Genomic DNA, 16,445 nt, shown 5'->3' with positions numbered 1-16,445 from the left:
CCCGCCGCGACGGCCATCGAGATAAGCGTGTTCCGGGAGAACGACAGCAGCGAAATGATCAGCGCGGGTGGGCCGAGGGTCAGCAGCGTGGCAGGCCTCAGGCAGCCGATGATGGCGGCGGCCACCAGCGCGCTCAGCGTCGCGGTGGCCGGGGATTGCGTGGTCAGGATGATCCGGACAGCTTGGTCGGCGCCGGTCGCGGCCCCCAGACTCTCGGCCCTGCCCGCCAGCCGGATGGCATGCAGCGAACTCACGACCGCCATGCCCGCCGAAAACCACAGGATGCCGGCCGTCACGCGGATCGACGACTTGATGTAGTCGCCGTACACCACCAACATCGCCAGCACGAAGCCCACGACGATCTCGAGCATGGACAGTGATTCGCGCAGCACGATGGTGGCGTCATGCCCGTTCTCGAATCCGGCCGCCGTCGACATCACGAGAACGACCAGGAACACGGAGGGCAGCCAGAAATCGGAGAATCGCGGTCGCACAATCGGAATCAGGTAGCCGATCGCCAGCATCGCGGCCAGCAGATACAAGTAGATGACCGCGGGGCCGACGACTTTGCCGACGTGCAGGCCCTGGGGCAGCGCCGCGAACGCCCCCACCAGCGCCACCCATACCATCGCCTCGGGTCTCACCCAATAGACGACCAGGCAGAAGGTTGCGGCGATCAGCATGATGCCCTCGGTGGTGAGTCGCACCGAGAGCACGCCGAACACGAAACATCCGAACAGGAACAGCGCCAGCGAGGCTGCGCTCATGGCCATGCGATGCCGACTGCGCAGGTAGAAGATCACGTCGAAGGACTGGCCTTCGAACGGTAGACCTGGGCGGCGGCCTTGCGGTGCAGCGACAGCCTCGCGTCGGTCAGGACCGTACCGACGATCTCCGCGTTGGCCGAGCGCAAAGTTGCCAACGCGTCCTTGAGTTCGTCGGTCGTGGTGCGTCCCGCCCGGACCACCAGCACCGTCGCCTGAACGGCGCCGGACAGCAGGACCGCGTCGGCCGTGGCCAGCACCGGCGGTCCGTCGACCACGATCCGGTCGAATCGCGACGACAATTCCCCCAGCACGGTGTCGAGCACTTCCGGCGGGTAAGCGGAGCAGGGCAAGGTCTCCCGGCGGGCCGCGCGTGACGCCAGGACGAACAGCCTCGGGAAGGGTGTCGGTTTGACGGCTTCGGCCGCGATCTCGGGGTTCGCCAGCGCGTTGGCCAAACCCTCCCCCGATTCGACCTTCAGCAAGCCGCCGATCACCGGCCGGCGGGTGTCGCCCTCGACCACCAGTACGTCGTCACCGACCTCGGCGAATGCCCGGGACAAGTTGAGGACCGTCGTCGTCGTCCCCTCCCCCCCGAACGGTGACGCCACCAGCAGCCGGCGCCCCTCGGGGCCGATCGCCCTGCGCACCCGGGTACGCATGTCCCGCACGGCGTCGTCGAACGTGACGTCGGTGCCGAACCGCGGAGCCCCGCCGCGCCGTCGCGGCAACTCGCCGAGCGTCGGCAGGCCCGACAGCTGTTCCAGCTTTTCGCGGGTGCGCACGGTGCGGTCGCTGGCCTCGCGGGTCAGCGCCACGGCCATGCCGAGAAGCAGGCCGGCGACCACGCCCATCGCCATGTTGCGTACCGGTGCCGGGGTAACCGCATGGTCGGGAACCTGAGGCGGTTCCACCACCCGCGCCCTCGCCACCGGGAGCGGCTTTCCGTTCTGCTCCTGCACGCCCGGGGTTTCCCGGGGCTGGCCCGGCGGCGTCGTCGCATCGGTGGGTTCGGGCCGGGGGCCCGCGGCGGGGCCATCCAGACGCGAAACCGTGCCCAGCGTCGGGATGATCGCGGCGAATTGGTCGGCCATCGCTCCCGCCAGCGCTGCCGCCCGCCTCGGGTCTGTGTCTTTGACCGTGATGGTGAACAGCTGCGATTTAGCGGTGTACTTCACCTGGGTTTGGGTCAGCAGGTCGTCGGCACTCATCGATAGCTGAAGTTGTTTGATCGCGCGGTCGGCCACCGTCCGGCCGCCGGCGATCTGGGCGTACGACGACAGCCGTTCCTGCGCCGTGAGGGTGCCGTTGTACAGCTCGGTCAGGTCGGTGGCCCCGGAGAACGAGATCAGGACGGTGGTCGACGACTGGTAATGCTTGGTCTGCAATGCGGTGATGGCCGCGGCGCCGATCGTGCACGCCAGCACCGCGGCGGCTGCCAGCTTCCAGTGCGCGACGAGAATCCGGACAAAGGTACGGAAATCCATCGACCAACGGCCTTTCTGAAAGCTTCGGCGGCGCGAAAGCATCCATCCGGTCGGTTATCGGATGGGCAAAAACATTGAACATTATTGAAGCATCGTCATGCGGTGTTTGCCCGAAAAGCGATTCTTCAAGGCGATCCGGGCGGCTCGAAATCCCGGCGGCGGCCGCCGCAGGCCGTCTTTCACGGTCGGGGGCCGGCCGTCAGCACATCGCGCGATATGTTGACCGTCGCCAGTGGGTAGCCGCCCGAGCCGTCACGGCCGTTGCGGGCCAACTGCATGGGCGGGTAATTCACCACGCGCGATGCGTCCGGCTTGTGCTGTTGCCATTCCACCGAGGCCCGCAGCGTGTAGTTGCCGGGGGCCAGGCCGGCCAGGTCGAGCTTGACCGACTCGGTCGACGACGCCGCAACGGGTTCATTGCCAGGGTTGCCGCCGGGGTCGTTGTGGACCAGCGTCTTCAGGTTGACGGTCGTCGGGAGCGTGCGGACCACCGCGCCCGAGAAGTTCACCAGCTGGTAGCGGGGAGCCCATTTCTCGATCGCGGCGGCAGAACCGTAGTTGGTCCAAGTCACGGCGATCGTCGCGACGCCGTCGTGAACTGGTTGCGGGCTCGGGCGCGCCTCGACCGAGTACCGATACCCGGCGGCGACGTTCGCCTGCGCCCACAGCAGGTACAGGGCGGGGTCCATCGGGGTCGTCGATTCAGCGTCCGCGAAGTCGCAACTCGAAGTCATCGCGACGTGATATTTGATGACGTCGTGTAAGGCCTTTTGGTAGTAGGACTGCGGCGAGGTGCCGTTCGGCAGCAGGCACCATTCGGTGATGACCGGCGCGGTGAGCAACCTGTCTTTCAGTTGGGCGATGACCGGATCCTTCTGCTGCACATAACGCGAGCCGTCCAATTCGACCCAGCCGGGCAACGGGGCGATCACCCCCAGGCAATCGGCCCGCACCCCCACCGGCGCTGCCACCTTCTTGGTGACTTCATCGGAGAGCATTTCGCGCACGATTTCCGGATTGAGCAGTGTCGTGATCAACTGCGTCCGCCGAAACGCGCTCACCGTCGCCGCCACCAGCTGCCTGATCGATGCGATCGTGATGCTCTGATCCCGGAACTGGCTGTAATAGCCCAGCTTCGCGACACTTTCCTCGGGCGAAGGACCGGGAGCGCCCAGCGTGTCGCGCAGATAGGCGATGTGGTTCTCGCTCCAATCCCCGTAGCCGGAGAACTCGAAAACGCTCAGCCGCTCGTCGCCGTCATACCGCCGCCCGAGCGCGGCGAGCAATTGTCCGAAGGCGTCGAGGTACTTGGGGTCGTTCCACTTCGGCACCACCTGCACGACCCCGGGCGTCCACCAATACCGTGCCGGTCCGGCGTAGTCGGTGGCGGCCGAGCGCATCCAGTCGGGGATCGCGATGTTGGTGTTGTTCGGGAACACCGTGTCACAGCAGGAGTGGTAGGCGACGATGCGAAGGGTCATCCGCATGTTTCTGCCGGCCAACTTGTTCAGCGCGTCATCGATCACGCTGAAGTCGAATTTCTGATCGTCCGGGGCGTCGGGGGGCAGCGTGCTGGGATCGGTGGGCTGTAACTGGCGCCAGGTGACACGCAGGCTGGCGTCGTCCGACGCGGGCCAGGCCGGGTACCGCTGCTGCGCGGGATTGGCTTGTGGGAACAGCGGGATCAGAAGATCTTCGTATTGGCCGCGCAGCGGATTCTGGACGTCCTGGACGGACAGCGGTATCGCGGGGCTGACTATCGCGGTCACCAGCTCGGGGTTTGCGCGGCCACCACACCCGTTCAACAAGAGCGTCGCGCAAATGGCGACCAGCAGTGTGGCCTTCCTCAACGCCCGGGCCGGGTCGGCGAACACGGACGTCGGCGAGGTCGGCATTCCGCACACCGAACGTGCGCCCTCCATCAGCTTCAAGGACTGACACCTCTCCGGTCGCTGGCGCTCTCCACCGCGAAGCGCACTGAAATCGGCAACGATGCAACGCTGCCCCACATCATCGGTCAATCATGCACATCTTCGATGCATATCCCGGCCACTGTTCAGTGGCGCCGGGGTGGGTGCGTTCCCGGACAGCACCCGGGCCAACCACTGGTGTTGGTATGGTCGCGCAATCCGCTGATCCCTCCGGGAATCGCTCAGGAGACCGCACGATGCCTTTGGTTCGATCGGCCACACGTCCGCTGGCGCCCGCGGTGAAGGCACTCGCGCCGCGTTTCTTCTGGCGGCGGAAATTCCGCATCCTGCAACGCCTTGGGCAGAGCCGGGCCGACATCCAGTTGGCGGTTTCGTTGTGCGACCCGAACCGGATCTCGCTGGACATCGGCGCCGACGTCGGACAATTCACGATCGCCATGCTGGCGTCGTCGCGGTCGGTGATCGCGTTCGAACCCCGGCCCGCGCAGGCTCGCGATCTGGCCGCGATGTTCGACGCCGCCGGCGTTCCCGTACGGGTGGAGGCGATCGCGCTTTCCGACACCGCCGGCGTCGGGACGATGAGAGTGGTCGAATCCGAGCCCGGCCGCAGCACGATCGACAACACCAACATCCTGAGCGACGTCGGCGACGGCGGGATCCGAAGCATCGAGGTCCCCATCAAGCGGCTCGACGATCTACGCCTGCACGACATCGGCATGATCAAGATCGACGTCGAGGGCCATGAACTCGCCGTATTGCGCGGCGCCACAGATACTCTCGCGCGGGACCGGCCCGCGATCATGGTGGAGGCCGAGCAACGGCATTACCCCAACGCGGTTGCCGAGATCACCGAGCTGTTGCGCCGCTCCGGCTACTCCGGGTATTTCGATCTCGATGGCGTTCGGCGGCCGATCGGCGATTTCGACCCGCGCGAGCACCAGGACCCAGCCAACGTCGGCGACCGGGAGAACGACTGGGCGCCGCGCGGCGTCTATGTCAACAACTTCGTCTTCATCCCTCGGGAAGAGTGAGCGGTGGGCGGCACGCCGCCGGCTCTCGGCGACGATGACCGCCGCGCGAGTTGTCGATGTCCGGGGCCATCGGTGCGATGCTAGGTGGCGCCCGTCGGCAATGCCTTGCGCCCGGTCAAAAACGGCAACGGCAGCCAGCGCGCGGCCAGCAGCGCCTCCATCGCGTCCGCGGGAACGGGACGCGACAACAGAAAACCCTGGGCCCGCCGACACCCGTGCTGGATCAAAGTCATTGCTGCGACCGGTGTTTCGACTCCCTCGGCCACCACGTCCAGACCGAACGCCTCGGCCAGCCCGATGATGGCGCGAACGATCGCCAGGTCACCGGCGTTGTTGCCCAAGTCGCGCACGAACCCGGTGTCGATCTTGAGCATGTCGACGGGCAGGGATTTCAGATGCGACAACACCGCGTAGCCGGTGCCGAAGTCGTCGATGGCCAGCTGCACGCCGATTTCCTTGAGCTCCGCCAACGTCTTTCGAGTGGTCTCGATGTCGTGCACCACGGCGCGCTCGGTGATCTCCAGGCACACCGAGCCGGCGTCGAGACCGAACTCGTCGATGGTGTTGGCGACGTCGCGCACGAACCCGCGGGTGATGAGCTGAAGCGGCGACACGTTGATCCGCATCACGGTGCCCCGGCCGAGCCCGTTCGCCTGCCAGCGACCGAAGTCGGCGCACGCGGTGCGCATCACCCAGCGGCCCAATTCCATTGCCAGGTTGGTCGATTCGGCGATTCCGATGAACGAATCCGGCAGTAGCAGCCCCCAGATCGGGTGGCGCCAGCGCACCAGTGCCTCGGCGCCCACGATGGCGCCGGTCGACAGGTCGACCTCCGGCAGGTAGTGCAGCAGCAACGCCTCGCTGCCGATGTCGCCTTGCAGATGCAACTCGATGTCGTTGCGGAACGCGCGCTTGAGCGACATGTCATCGGTGGACACCGCGATCTGGTTGCCACCCCCGCGCTTGGCCGTCAGCACCGCCTCGTCGGCGCGGCGGAGGAGGTCGGTGCAGTTGTCCCGCCCCGGGACGCCGACCGCGAGCCCGACGCTGACCGTGCGGCTGATCACGTGGCCGCCGATGGCCAGGCGTTCGCACAGCATGCCAGAGAGGCTGCGGGCGAACGATTCCGCGTGCTCGGGCGACATCGGCTGGTCGGGTACGACGACGAACTCGTCCCCGCCCAGCCGGGCGATCGTGCAGTCGGGAGCGCAGATCTTGATGCGTTGCGCGAAGACCCGGATGAACCAGTCACCCGCGGTGTGCCCGAGGTAGTCGTTGATCGGTTTGAGCCGGTCGAGGTCGAGGTACAGGACCGCGACGGGCCCGGGGCGACCCGTCAAGAGCCGCTCGGTCAGGTGCGCGACCAGGGCGCGGCGGTTGAAAAGCCCGGTCAGATCGTCGTGCTCGGCCAGATAGCGGAGCTTGTCTTCGGCCGCGATGCGGGCCTGCAGCTGCGCGAACAGCGCGGCGACGGCCTCGAGCGTGTTGATCTCCTCCTGCTCCCACTTGCGGGCGCCGAACTTGACGAAGCCGAGCAGGCCGGTGGTCGTCTCGCCGGAGACCAGTGGGGCGGCGGCCACCGAGGGCGAGGCGGCCACTTTGGCCCCGCCCACCGGGCGGCGGAAATAGCGTTTGGATTGGGCCGGCCGGATCACCACCGGTTTGCGCCCCTGCTTGCACTGCGCAAGCACCGACTCCGCGATGTCCAGCTGGGCGAAGGCCGCCGGCTCCGGGTCCGAGGCGTCGGTTCGCGGCGGCCACTCGGCGACCAGCGTCGACGCTCGGGTGTGCGGGTCGAGGTAGCGCAAGAAGCTGGCGTCCACGTCGAACTGCTCGACCAGCTGCGCGAGCACCTTCTCGCTCACCAGATGGGCCGTGGCTGCGGTCGCCTCCATCAACTGCGTGGCGACGGAGGTGACGACCAAGTCCAGACTGCGCGGCACGGTCTCCTCCGATACGGGCGTGCATCCCACCTGTCGAGGGTTGCCCGATCGGGGAATGTTCTTGCTGGCGAATCCCGTCGACCGCGCGCCCATGCGCATCGGCGGGGCCCTCTGGTTCGCTTCGTCGGTCCATCCGGAGCAGGGCAGGTCAGGATGGGTATTGGTCAGCAGAACGTATCACGCGGGAGACGCCGGATCCCCGGTAACGAGCAACTTCCGGTCCGGACCGCTGCGCGTCATTGACCGCTGGCGGCCGCGTCGCTGGCGATGTCCAGTGTCGCGATCGGATACAGGCCGGAACCGTCGCGACCGTCGCGGGCCAGTGCCATCGGCGCGTAGTTCACCACGTGCGAGGCGCCCGGCTTGTGCTGCTGCCATTCCACGGACGCCCGCAGTGTGTAGTGCCCGGGCGGCAGGCCGGTCACGTCGACGCGCACCGATTCCGTCGTGGACTCCGGAACCGCCTCCTCGCGTGACGGGCTGGAGTCGTCGTGGACCAGCGACTTGAGGTTGACCGTCCCCGCGATGGTGCGGACCACCGCTCCCGAGAAATCGACCAGCTTGTATCCGGGCGTCCACTGTTCGGTGGCCGCGGCGGAGCCGTAGTTGGTCCAGACGACGGAGATCGAAGCGACCTTGCCCTGGATCGACTGCGATCCCGGCTTGGCCTCCACCGAATACCGGTAACCGGCGGCGGTGTTGGCCTTCGCCCACAGGAGGTACAGCTTGGGATCCATCGCCGACGTCGCATCCCGGTCGGGGAAGTTCGCGCTGGACGTCATCGAGACGTGATACCTCACCACGTCGTGCAGGGCCTTCTCGTAGTAGGACCGGGGGTCGGCCCCGTTCGGCAGCCGGCACCACTGGCTGATCACCAGCGCCGAGGTGAGCCGCTGCTTGATCGCGTTGACGGCCGCGTCGTTGAAGCGCACGTAGTGGGAGTCGCTGGACTCGGCCCATTCCGGCAGGGGCGACTGCACACCAAGGCAATCCGCGCGGATGCCGACCGGCGCGGACAGCTTCTTCGTCACCTCGTCGGCGATCAACTCGCGGACGATTTCCGGATTCTCGGCCGTGGTCACCAATTGGGTGTGGCCGAACGCGCCCACGTTGGCGGCCACCAGCTTCGCGATGGACGCCTTGGTGATGGTCTGATCGCGAAACTGACTGTAATAGCCCAACTTCGGCTGGCTGTCGTCCGGCGTGGGACCCGGCGCGCCGAGCGCGTCGCGCAAGTACGCGAGGCTGTTCTCGCCGAAATCGCCGTAGCCGGAGAACTCGAAAACGCTGAGCCGCTCGTCGCCGTCGTAGCGGCGACCGAGCGCGGCGAGCAGCTGGCCGAAGTTGTTGAGGTAGTCGGCGTCGTTCCAATTCGGCACCACCTGCGTGACTCCCGGTGCGGAGCTGTTGGGCGGCGCGGGAAGGCTGGTGGCCGCCGAACGGATCCAGTCCGGGATCGCGATGTTGGTGTTGCCGGCATAGGAATCGTTGCAACAGGATTTGTAGGTGTACACGCCCAGGATCAGCCGCATGTTGCGGCTGCCCAGCTTCGTCAGCGCGTCGTCGATCGCACTGAAGTCGAACTTACGGTCGTCGGGAGCGTCGGCGGGCAGCGTGCGCGGGTCGACCGGCTGTAACTGCCGCCACGAAACCCGCAGACTGGCGTCGTACGACGCGGGCCACGCCGCGTACCGCTGTGCGGAATTGCCTTGCGGGAAAAGCGGATTCATGCCCTCTTCGTATTGACCGCGCAGCGGGTTGGGGATCTCCTGAGCGGTGGGCGGAATGGCGGGACTGACCATGGCGGAGAGTGGCCCGGGATCGCTCTTGCCGCCGCACCCGCTCAGCACCATCGCCGTGCACACGACAGCGGCCAGCGCGCTCTTCCTCGACTTCACGGTTGCTTCTCCCAAGACACACCGATGCTCACTGAAGTGGCCCCATGCTGCTGGGTTATCGGGTGCGTGTTTCCGACGCGGGGCAGGTCACGAATTGGCGTAGCGCAGCCTAGCACGCAGCACCCGGCGGCCCCCCGATCCGAGAGCCGCAGCAGTGAGACGGGTCACAATATGGGCGGCCCTGTCACGCACGAGGGGTCCGCGGTGTCTCAAGGGCATCAGGCCCGTGAGAACAGGAGACAGCAATGACCGAGGTGGCCGCCCAGAAAGTTCATGTCGTCGTGGTCGGAGGCGGATACGCCGGAACCCTCGCCGCGAACCATCTGCGCCAGCGTCCGGACATCGACATCACCCTGGTGAACGCCCGCCCGGTCTTCGTGGAGCGGATCCGCCTGCACCAGTTGGTCGCCGACACCGGCGCCGCGACCGCCGACTACGCGACGCTGCTCGGCGACGGTATCCGGTTGGTCGTCGACACCGTCGAGCGCATCGACGCCACCGACCGGCGCGTGCTGTTGTCCTCGGGCGCCGAGCTCGACTACGACTATTTGATCTACGCCGTCGGCAGCACCGGCGCGACCCCGGCCACCGTGCCCGGATTCGCGGACTTCGCCTACCCGATCGCCGACCTGGAGAGCGCCCAGCGGCTGCGCTACGCACTCGCCGACCTGCCGCTGGCCGCGCCCGTCACCGTCGTCGGCGGCGGGCTGACCGGCATCGAGACGGCTTCCGAACTGGCCGAACGGGGTCGGCAGGTGACCCTGGTGTGCGGCGAGGCGCTCGGCCCGTCGCTGAGCAGGCGCGGCCGCCGGTCCGTCGCCAGGCGACTGCGCGGTTTCGGGGTCAACGTGCTGGAATCCGCGACGGTGGCCGAGGTGCGCTGGGACGCGGTGGTGTTGAGCGACGGCGGGGTGCTGCCGAGCGCGGCCACCATCTGGACGGCCGGCTTCGCCGTGCCGGACTTGGCCGTCCGCAGCGGCCTGAGCACTGACGTGCTGGGCCGGCTGCTCACCGACGAGACGCTGACCAGCGTCGACAACCCCTACGTCGTCGCGGCGGGTGACGCTGCCGCGCCGTCGGGCCAGCCGCTGCGGATGAGCTGCCAGGCCGCCGGGCCGCTGGGCGCGCAGGCGGCCAACACCGTGCTCAGCCGCATCTCCGGAACCGCTCCCGCCCCGCTCAGCCAGGCGTTCGTCGGCCAGTGCATCAGCCTCGGCCGCACCTACGGGACGGTCCAGCTGGCCCACACCGACGACACCCCGGTGAACCTGGCGATCGGCGGCCGCACCGCCGCGTCGATCAAGGAGGCCATTTGCAAGGGCACGCTGTGGGCCATCCGGCGCGAGGCCGCCAAGCCCGGCTCCTACCGCTGGATCAAGGGCGGCAAGCGGCCCGCGCAGGAGCCGACCGAGATCGCACTGCGATGACGCACCCACCCACCGACAGTGAGCACGCCGAACGATTCACCGTGCTGCGGCCGCTGTTGTTCACCATCGCCTACGAGATGCTCGGTTCGGCCACCGAGGCCGACGACGTGCTGCAGGACAGCTATCTGCGGTGGGCGGCGGTCGACTTGTCCACGGTCCGCGACACCAAGTCCTACCTGGCCCAGCTGGTGACCCGGCAGGCGCTCAACGCCCTGCGCGCCGACGCGCGCCGACGCGAGGAGTACGTGGGCCCGTGGCTGCCCGAACCGCTGCTGCTCGACGAGCAGGATCCCTCCGCGGACGTCGTTCTGGCGGAATCGATTTCGATGGCGATGCTGGTCCTGCTGGAAACGCTGAGCCCCGACGAGCGGGCGGTGTTCCTGCTGCGCGAGGTGTTCGGCTTCGACTACGGGGAGATCGCGGAGGCGGTGGGCCGGCCGGCGCCGACGGTACGGCAGGTGGCGCACCGGGCGCGCGAACACGTGCGGGCGCGGCGCAAGAGGTTCGACGCCGCCGACCCGCAACGCAACGCCGAGCTCACCGCCCAGTTCCTCCAGACGGCCGCCAGCGGTGACGTCGAGACGCTGATGACGATGCTCGCGCCCGACGCCACCTGGACGGCGGACAGCGGTGGCAAGGTCAGCGCGGCCCGCCGGCCCGTGGTGGGCGCCGACCGGGTGGCCCGCGCCATCGTCGGCCTGATCCGCAAGGCGACCGAGTTCGCGGGGTTCCGCGTGGAAATGGTGACCTGCAACAGCGCGCCCGCCGTGCTGCTCTACCTCGGCGACCACCTCGAAGGGGTGATCACGCTGGAGATCGCCGACGCCTTGATCACCAACTTCTACGTGACCCGCAACCCGGACAAGCTGGCGGCGCTGGCGACCGCCCGCGACGTCAGCCGCGGTTAGGGTCCGGCCGGTCGACGGCGCCCGCAGTGCGAAAACCCGCCCTTCTGTCAAGCTAGGGCGGTGCGTATCGACCGGCTCGGTGACCTTGGTGCGGCACCCCAGGTGCTGCGCGCCGTCGGCGACGCCACGGCACGCCTCGGCCTGCCGCCGCCGGCCGCGCTGACCGGCGACTGGTTCGGCTCGCTCGCGGTGATCGCACCGAGCGTGTCGGCCCAGCCGGTCGACCCCGACGCCGCTTTCGCCGTCCAGCAGAACCCGCAGACCGTCGACCCGCGGGCGGTGGGCGGCGGCTGGGTCGGTTACCTCTCCTACCCCGATCCCGGCGCCGACGACCGGCCGAACCGCATCCCCGAAGCCGCCGGCGGCTGGACCGACTGCGTGCTGCGCCGCGACCGGGACGGGCAGTGGTGGTACGAGAGCCTTTCCGGAGCCGCCGTTGCGGACTGGCTGGCCGCCGCGCTGGCCACGGCGCCTTCGCCGGTCCGCGACTGCCGGATCGACTGGGGTGCCGCCGACCGGGCCGCCCACCGCGACGGCGTGCTCAACTGCCTGGAGGCCATCCGCGCCGGCGAGGTTTACCAGGCGTGCGTGTGCACGCAATTCACCGGGACGATCAGCGGCGCCCCGCTGGATTTCTTCGCCGACGGCATCGCCCGCACCTCCCCCGCGCGCGGAGCCTACCTCGCCGGGCCGTGGGGCGCGGTGGCGTCGCTGTCTCCCGAGCTCTTCCTGCGGCGGCGCGGGACGCTCGTGACGTCCAGCCCGATCAAGGGCACCCTGCCGCTGGACGCGTGGCCGTCGGCGCTGCGGGCTTCGGCGAAAGAGGTCGCCGAAAACATCATGATCGTCGACCTGGTGCGTAACGACCTCGGCCGCGTGGCGATCGTCGGCACCGTCACCGTGCCCGAGTTGTTGGTGGTGCGGCGCGCCCCGGGCGTGTGGCACCTGGTGTCCACCGTGTCGGCGCGGGTGCCCGCCGAACTGCCGACGTCGGCGCTGCTGGACGCCGCCTTCCCGCCGGCCTCGGTCACCGGCACCCCCAAACACCGTGCCCGCCAACTGCTTTCGCAATGGGAGCCGCATCGGCGCGGAATATATTGCGGTACAATCGGTTTGGCCTCTCCCGTGGCGGGATGTGAACTCAACGTGGCGATTCGCACCGTCGAGTTCGACGCCGCGGGCAGCGCCGTGCTTGGCGTCGGCGGCGGCATCACCGCCGACTCGGATCCCGACGCCGAGTGGGCCGAATGCCTGCACAAGGCGTCGCCCATCGTCGGGCAGCCCCGCATCGCGGCCGCGTTCTCGGCAGGCTGACCCTCACGCGCGGCGCGACTGCAGGACCGCGTCGTAGAGCTGGCGCGACCGCACCCCGGGATGCTCGGCGGCCACCTCGCCGCAGGCGTCCTTCACCCGCGCACCGCCTGCGACCAGCTCCTCCACCCGGGCCACCAGCGACGGCAGGTCGACACGCGGGGCGGCGCCGGCCAGCACGACGGTGACTTCGCCGAGCACCCCGTCGTCCGCCCACGCCGCCAGCTCGTCGAGCGACCCGCGCACCACCTCCTCGTGCACCTTGGTCAGCTCCCGGCAGATCGCCGCCCGGCGGGCGCCGCCGAGTTGATCGACGGCGTCGCGCAAACACGCGGCGAGCCGGCGGGGCGATTCGAAGAACACGCAGGTGCGCCGCTCGTCGGCCAGCGAGTCCAGCCAGGCCCGCCGCGCGGCCTTCCTGCGCGGGGCGAACCCCTCGAAACAGAACTTCTCCGCGGGCAGCCCGGACAGGGCCAGCGCGGTCATCACCGCCGAGGGGCCGGGGAGGCAGGTCAGCGGGATCCCGGCATCCACGCACGCCGCCACCAGCCGGAAGCCCGGGTCGCTGATCAGCGGCATCCCGGCATCGCTGACCACCAGTACCGTCGCGCCGGCTTGCAGCGCGCTGATCAGCGGGTCCACCCGGGCTGCCTCGACCCGGTCGAACAGGCTGATCACCCGGCCGGTGATGGTGACGCCCAGGGCTTTCGCCAGCGTGCGCACCCGCCGGGTGTCCTCAGCCGCCACCACGTCGGCGTGAGTGAGGGCATCGATCAGGCGAGGCGAGGCGTCCGACGGCTGGCCCAACGGAGTCGCGCCCAGCAACAGGCGGCCAGTGGTCATGACGGACAGCCTACGATCGACACCGATGTCCGCCCCGCCCCGCGAAACCTTGGTCGCCGGCCAGGAGCGTGTCGTGCCCGCGGTCAGCCCGGGGCCGATGGTTCCGGTGGCCGACTTCGGTCCCACCGATCAGATTCGCGGCTGGGTCGTGACGGGCGTGATCGCCGTGCTGGCAACGATCAGCCGGTTCCTCAACCTCGGTTCGCCGACCGACGCCGGCACGCCCGTCTTCGACGAGAAGCACTATGCGCCCCAGGCCTGGCAGGCGCTGCACAACCACGGGGTGGAAGACAACCCGGGGTTCGGCCTGGTGGTCCACCCGCCGGTCGGCAAGCAGCTGATCGCGATCGGCGAGGCGATCTTCGGCTACAACGGCGTCGGCTGGCGGTTCACCGGCGCCCTGCTGGGCGTGGTGCTGGTTGTGCTGGTGACGCGGATCGTCCGGCGGATCAGCCGGTCCACGCTGGTCGGCGCGATCGCCGGGATTCTGGTGATCTGCGACGGCGTCAGCTTCGTCACCGCGCGGACCGCCCTGCTCGACGGCATCCTCACCTTCTTCGTGGTCGCGGCGTTCGGCGCGCTGATCGTCGACCGGGACCAGGTCCGCGAGCGGATGCACGTCGCGCTGCTGCAGGGGCGCGCCGCCGAGACGGTGTGGGGTCCGCGGCTCGGGGTGCGATGGTGGCGCTTCCTGGCGGGCGTCCTGCTCGGATTGGCTTGCGGGACAAAGTGGTCCGGGCTGTACTTCGTGTTGTTCTTCGGCGCGATGTCGCTGGCGTTCGACGTGGCGGCGCGGCGCCAGTACCAGGTGACCCGGCCCTGGGTGGGGGTCTTGCGGCGTGATCTGATCCCGACCGCGTACGCCCTGGTGGTCGTCCCGTTCGCGGTGTACCTGGCCAGTTACGCGCCATGGTTCGCGTCCGAGACGGCGATCGACCGGCACGAGGTGGGCCAGTCGATCGGCCCCCATTCGGTGGTCCCGCTGCCGGATGCCATCCGGTCGCTATGGCATTACACCGCCAAGGCTTTCGACTTCCACAAGAGCCTGACCAACGCCGCAGGCAACTACCACCCGTGGGAGTCCAAGCCGTGGGCCTGGCCGATGTCGTTGCGGCCGGTGCTGTACGCGATCGACCAGCAGAACGTGTCCGGGTGCGGTGCGCAGTCGTGCGTCAAGGCGGAGATGCTGGTGGGCACCCCGGCCATGTGGTGGCTGGCGGTACCGGTCCTGGTCTACGCGTGTTGGCGCGCGTTCGTCCGTCGGGATTGGCGTTACGCCGTTGTGCTGACCGGTTATTGCGCGGGGTGGCTACCCTGGTTCGCCGACATCGACCGGCAGATGTACTTCTTCTACGCGGCGACGATGGGGCCGTTCCTGGTGATGGGCATCGCCCTGATATGTGGGGACATCCTCTATCCGCCCGGCCGTACTCACGGCCTGAGCTCGGAACGGCGCACGCTCGGGCTGATCGCGGTCTGTTGTTATGTGGCGTTGGTGGTGACCAACTTCGCCTGGCTGTTCCCGGTGCTCACCGGGTTGCCGATTTCGCAGCAGACGTGGGACATGGAGATCTGGCTGCCCAGCTGGCGCTGACGTCTTCGGCGTCGAGATTGCCGTGAGGGCTGTACAAATCGCGTTGTCCACAACCATGGCGGCAATGTGAACGGGCCAGTGGTGGTGACGCTCATGATGAGCGCATGGCTAGGGTCTTTGTCGGGAGCGAAGCGATAGCGCGCGGATCGCTGACCCGGGGTCAATTGCGTTGGAATTACCGCCAAATCCATCGGGACGTATACGTGCCGAAGAACGCGGGCGCATCGCTCCATGACAATATCTACGCCGCCTGGCTGTGGTCGGGCCGGCGGGCGATCATCGCCGGCCGGGCCGCAGCCGCACTCCACGGAGCGAAATGGGTGGACGATTTTGTCCCGGTAGATGTCGTCGGGCCTTTCAACCACGCACCGCCCGGCATCATCGTCCGTCGGGACCATATCGCCGCCGAGGATCTCGTCGAACTCCATGGCCTACCGGTGACCAACCCGGCGCGAACGGCGTTCGATCTGGCCCGGCACCTACCCCGCGGTCTGGCGGTTGCCCAACTCGACGCGCTGTCGGCCGCGACGGCCCTCGACCCGTTAGACGTGACTCGGCTGATCGCTCGTAACAAGCGGGCCCGCGGCGTCCGACGATGCCAAGTCGCCCTGTCCCTGATGGACGGTGGTGCGCAATCGCCGAAAGAAAGCTGGTTGCGGCTGGTCTTGATCGACGCCGGTCTTCCACGGCCCACCACGCAGATCAGAGTCACCGACGGGCGGCTCGTGGCCTACCTGGATATGGGTTGGGAACAACCGATGGTCGCGGTGGAGTACGACGGCGAGCAGCACCGCACCGACAGAAGCCAGTACGTGAAGGACATTCGTCGAGCGGAGATGGTGAGCCGCCTCGGTTGGACTGTGATCAGGGTGATCAACGAGGACCGGCCCCGCGTCATCGTTCAACGGGCACGCGATGCGTTGGCGAGCCGATCGTCATCGAGATTGCCGTGAAGGCTGTGAACTGGCCGCCAATCACGACCACGCCGGCAATCTCGACGTCTAGCGCAACGGATCGCGGGCCACGGGGCACGACATGCACCGGGGGCCGCCGCGGCCGGTGCCCAGTTCGGAGCCCGCGATCGTGAGCACCTCGATGCCCGCGTCCTGCAGGCGGGCGTTGGTCTGCGCGTTGCGCTCGTAGGCGACGACGACGCCGGGCGCCAGCGCCAGCGTGTTGTTGCCGTCGTCCCACTGCTCCCGTTCGGCGACGACGGGGTCCAATCCGGTGTCGATGACGCGCAGCCGGTCGATCTCCAGCGCCTTGGCGGCGGCCTCCAGGAACGGCGCCTCGTCGCTGTTGGCGTCG

12 protein-coding genes and 1 pseudogene are annotated in these 16,445 nt (G+C 68.4%); 6 read left to right on the top strand and 7 right to left on the bottom strand.

Features of this window, described 5'->3' with window-relative positions; genetic code table 11:
* From A5704_RS12680 to A5704_RS12670, 3 genes and pseudogenes are all read right to left on the bottom strand, one after another.
* Positions 1-773, bottom strand: a pseudogene (locus tag A5704_RS12680) (O-antigen ligase domain-containing protein); the annotation flags it as partial.
* A gap of 26 nt (positions 774-799) precedes the next feature.
* The gene (locus A5704_RS12675; protein ID WP_067758031.1) at positions 800-2,251 is read right to left on the bottom strand and encodes a polysaccharide biosynthesis tyrosine autokinase; all 1,452 of its coding nucleotides are present in this window, start codon (positions 2,249-2,251) and stop codon (positions 800-802) included.
* Positions 2,252-2,430: 179 nt separating this feature from the next.
* Positions 2,431-4,074 carry a hypothetical protein gene (locus tag A5704_RS12670; protein ID WP_067758171.1) on the bottom strand — a complete coding sequence of 548 codons (1,644 nt, stop codon included), beginning with the start codon at positions 4,072-4,074 and terminating at the stop codon, positions 2,431-2,433.
* 344 nt (positions 4,075-4,418) lie between these two features.
* On the opposite strand from A5704_RS12670, the gene A5704_RS12665 reads away from it, so the two are divergent.
* On the top strand, positions 4,419-5,213 hold the full coding sequence (locus A5704_RS12665) for an FkbM family methyltransferase (protein ID WP_067758034.1): 795 nt from the start codon (positions 4,419-4,421) through the stop codon (positions 5,211-5,213).
* 80 nt (positions 5,214-5,293) lie between these two features.
* On the opposite strand, the gene A5704_RS12660 is transcribed toward A5704_RS12665, so the two are convergent.
* Together A5704_RS12660 and A5704_RS12655 are read right to left on the bottom strand one after the other, a co-directional pair.
* On the bottom strand, positions 5,294-7,156 hold the full coding sequence (locus tag A5704_RS12660; RefSeq protein ID WP_067758174.1) for a bifunctional diguanylate cyclase/phosphodiesterase: 1,863 nt from the start codon (positions 7,154-7,156) through the stop codon (positions 5,294-5,296).
* Positions 7,157-7,392: 236 nt separating this feature from the next.
* Positions 7,393-9,009: a hypothetical protein gene (locus A5704_RS12655; RefSeq protein ID WP_067758177.1), complete on the bottom strand. Its 1,617-nt coding sequence runs from the start codon at positions 9,007-9,009 to the stop codon at positions 7,393-7,395.
* A gap of 290 nt (positions 9,010-9,299) precedes the next feature.
* On the opposite strand from A5704_RS12655, the gene A5704_RS12650 reads away from it, so the two are divergent.
* The 3 genes from A5704_RS12650 to A5704_RS12640 are packed head-to-tail and all read left to right on the top strand — an operon-like array spanning position 9,300 to position 12,703.
* Positions 9,300-10,481, top strand: a complete 1,182-nt coding sequence (locus tag A5704_RS12650) for an NAD(P)/FAD-dependent oxidoreductase (RefSeq protein ID WP_067758037.1) — start codon at positions 9,300-9,302, stop codon at positions 10,479-10,481.
* The gene (locus A5704_RS12645; RefSeq protein ID WP_067758040.1) at positions 10,478-11,389 is read left to right on the top strand and encodes an RNA polymerase sigma-70 factor; all 912 of its coding nucleotides are present in this window, start codon (positions 10,478-10,480) and stop codon (positions 11,387-11,389) included. Before A5704_RS12650 ends, A5704_RS12645 begins: the two co-directional genes overlap by 4 nt.
* A gap of 60 nt (positions 11,390-11,449) precedes the next feature.
* The gene (locus tag A5704_RS12640; protein ID WP_067758043.1) at positions 11,450-12,703 is read left to right on the top strand and encodes an aminodeoxychorismate synthase component I; all 1,254 of its coding nucleotides are present in this window, start codon (positions 11,450-11,452) and stop codon (positions 12,701-12,703) included.
* Between the two features lie 3 nt (positions 12,704-12,706).
* Here A5704_RS12640 and rsmI read toward each other — a convergent pair whose 3' ends face one another.
* Complete coding sequence (rsmI, locus tag A5704_RS12635) at positions 12,707-13,543, bottom strand: 16S rRNA (cytidine(1402)-2'-O)-methyltransferase (protein ID WP_067758180.1); 837 nt, start codon at positions 13,541-13,543, stop codon at positions 12,707-12,709.
* 25 nt (positions 13,544-13,568) lie between these two features.
* Between rsmI and A5704_RS12630 the strand changes: the two genes are divergently transcribed.
* Positions 13,569-15,137, top strand: a complete 1,569-nt coding sequence (locus A5704_RS12630; protein ID WP_067889267.1) for a dolichyl-phosphate-mannose--protein mannosyltransferase — start codon at positions 13,569-13,571, stop codon at positions 15,135-15,137.
* A gap of 104 nt (positions 15,138-15,241) precedes the next feature.
* Positions 15,242-16,090 carry a DUF559 domain-containing protein gene (locus tag A5704_RS12625; protein ID WP_067758049.1) on the top strand — a complete coding sequence of 283 codons (849 nt, stop codon included), beginning with the start codon at positions 15,242-15,244 and terminating at the stop codon, positions 16,088-16,090.
* Between the two features lie 48 nt (positions 16,091-16,138).
* On the opposite strand, the gene A5704_RS12620 is transcribed toward A5704_RS12625, so the two are convergent.
* Positions 16,139-16,445: arginine deiminase family protein (locus A5704_RS12620; RefSeq protein WP_231969077.1), on the bottom strand; the 307-nt coding region annotated here is incomplete at its 5' end.

This window comes from Mycobacterium sp. E735 (assembly GCF_001666955.1).
Lineage (GTDB): Bacteria > Actinomycetota > Actinomycetes > Mycobacteriales > Mycobacteriaceae > Mycobacterium.
Note: the sequence above shows the minus strand (reverse complement) of the source record. Positions and strands in the feature narration are given on the sequence as shown.

Excerpts from the sequence above, each read along its gene's own strand:
- A5704_RS12675 (WP_067758031.1), bottom strand. The coding sequence starts at position 2,251 with ATGGATTTCCGTACCTTTGTCCGGATTCTCGTCGCGCACTGGAAGCTG.
- A5704_RS12665 (WP_067758034.1), top strand. The coding sequence starts at position 4,419 with ATGCCTTTGGTTCGATCGGCCACACGTCCGCTGGCGCCCGCGGTGAAG.
- A5704_RS12655 (WP_067758177.1), bottom strand. The coding sequence starts at position 9,009 with ATGGTGCTGAGCGGGTGCGGCGGCAAGAGCGATCCCGGGCCACTCTCC.
- A5704_RS12650 (WP_067758037.1), top strand. The coding sequence starts at position 9,300 with ATGACCGAGGTGGCCGCCCAGAAAGTTCATGTCGTCGTGGTCGGAGGC.
- A5704_RS12645 (WP_067758040.1), top strand. The coding sequence starts at position 10,478 with ATGACGCACCCACCCACCGACAGTGAGCACGCCGAACGATTCACCGTG.
- rsmI (WP_067758180.1), bottom strand. The coding sequence starts at position 13,543 with ATGACCACTGGCCGCCTGTTGCTGGGCGCGACTCCGTTGGGCCAGCCG.
- A5704_RS12630 (WP_067889267.1), top strand. The coding sequence starts at position 13,569 with ATGTCCGCCCCGCCCCGCGAAACCTTGGTCGCCGGCCAGGAGCGTGTC.
- A5704_RS12625 (WP_067758049.1), top strand. The coding sequence starts at position 15,242 with ATGGCTAGGGTCTTTGTCGGGAGCGAAGCGATAGCGCGCGGATCGCTG.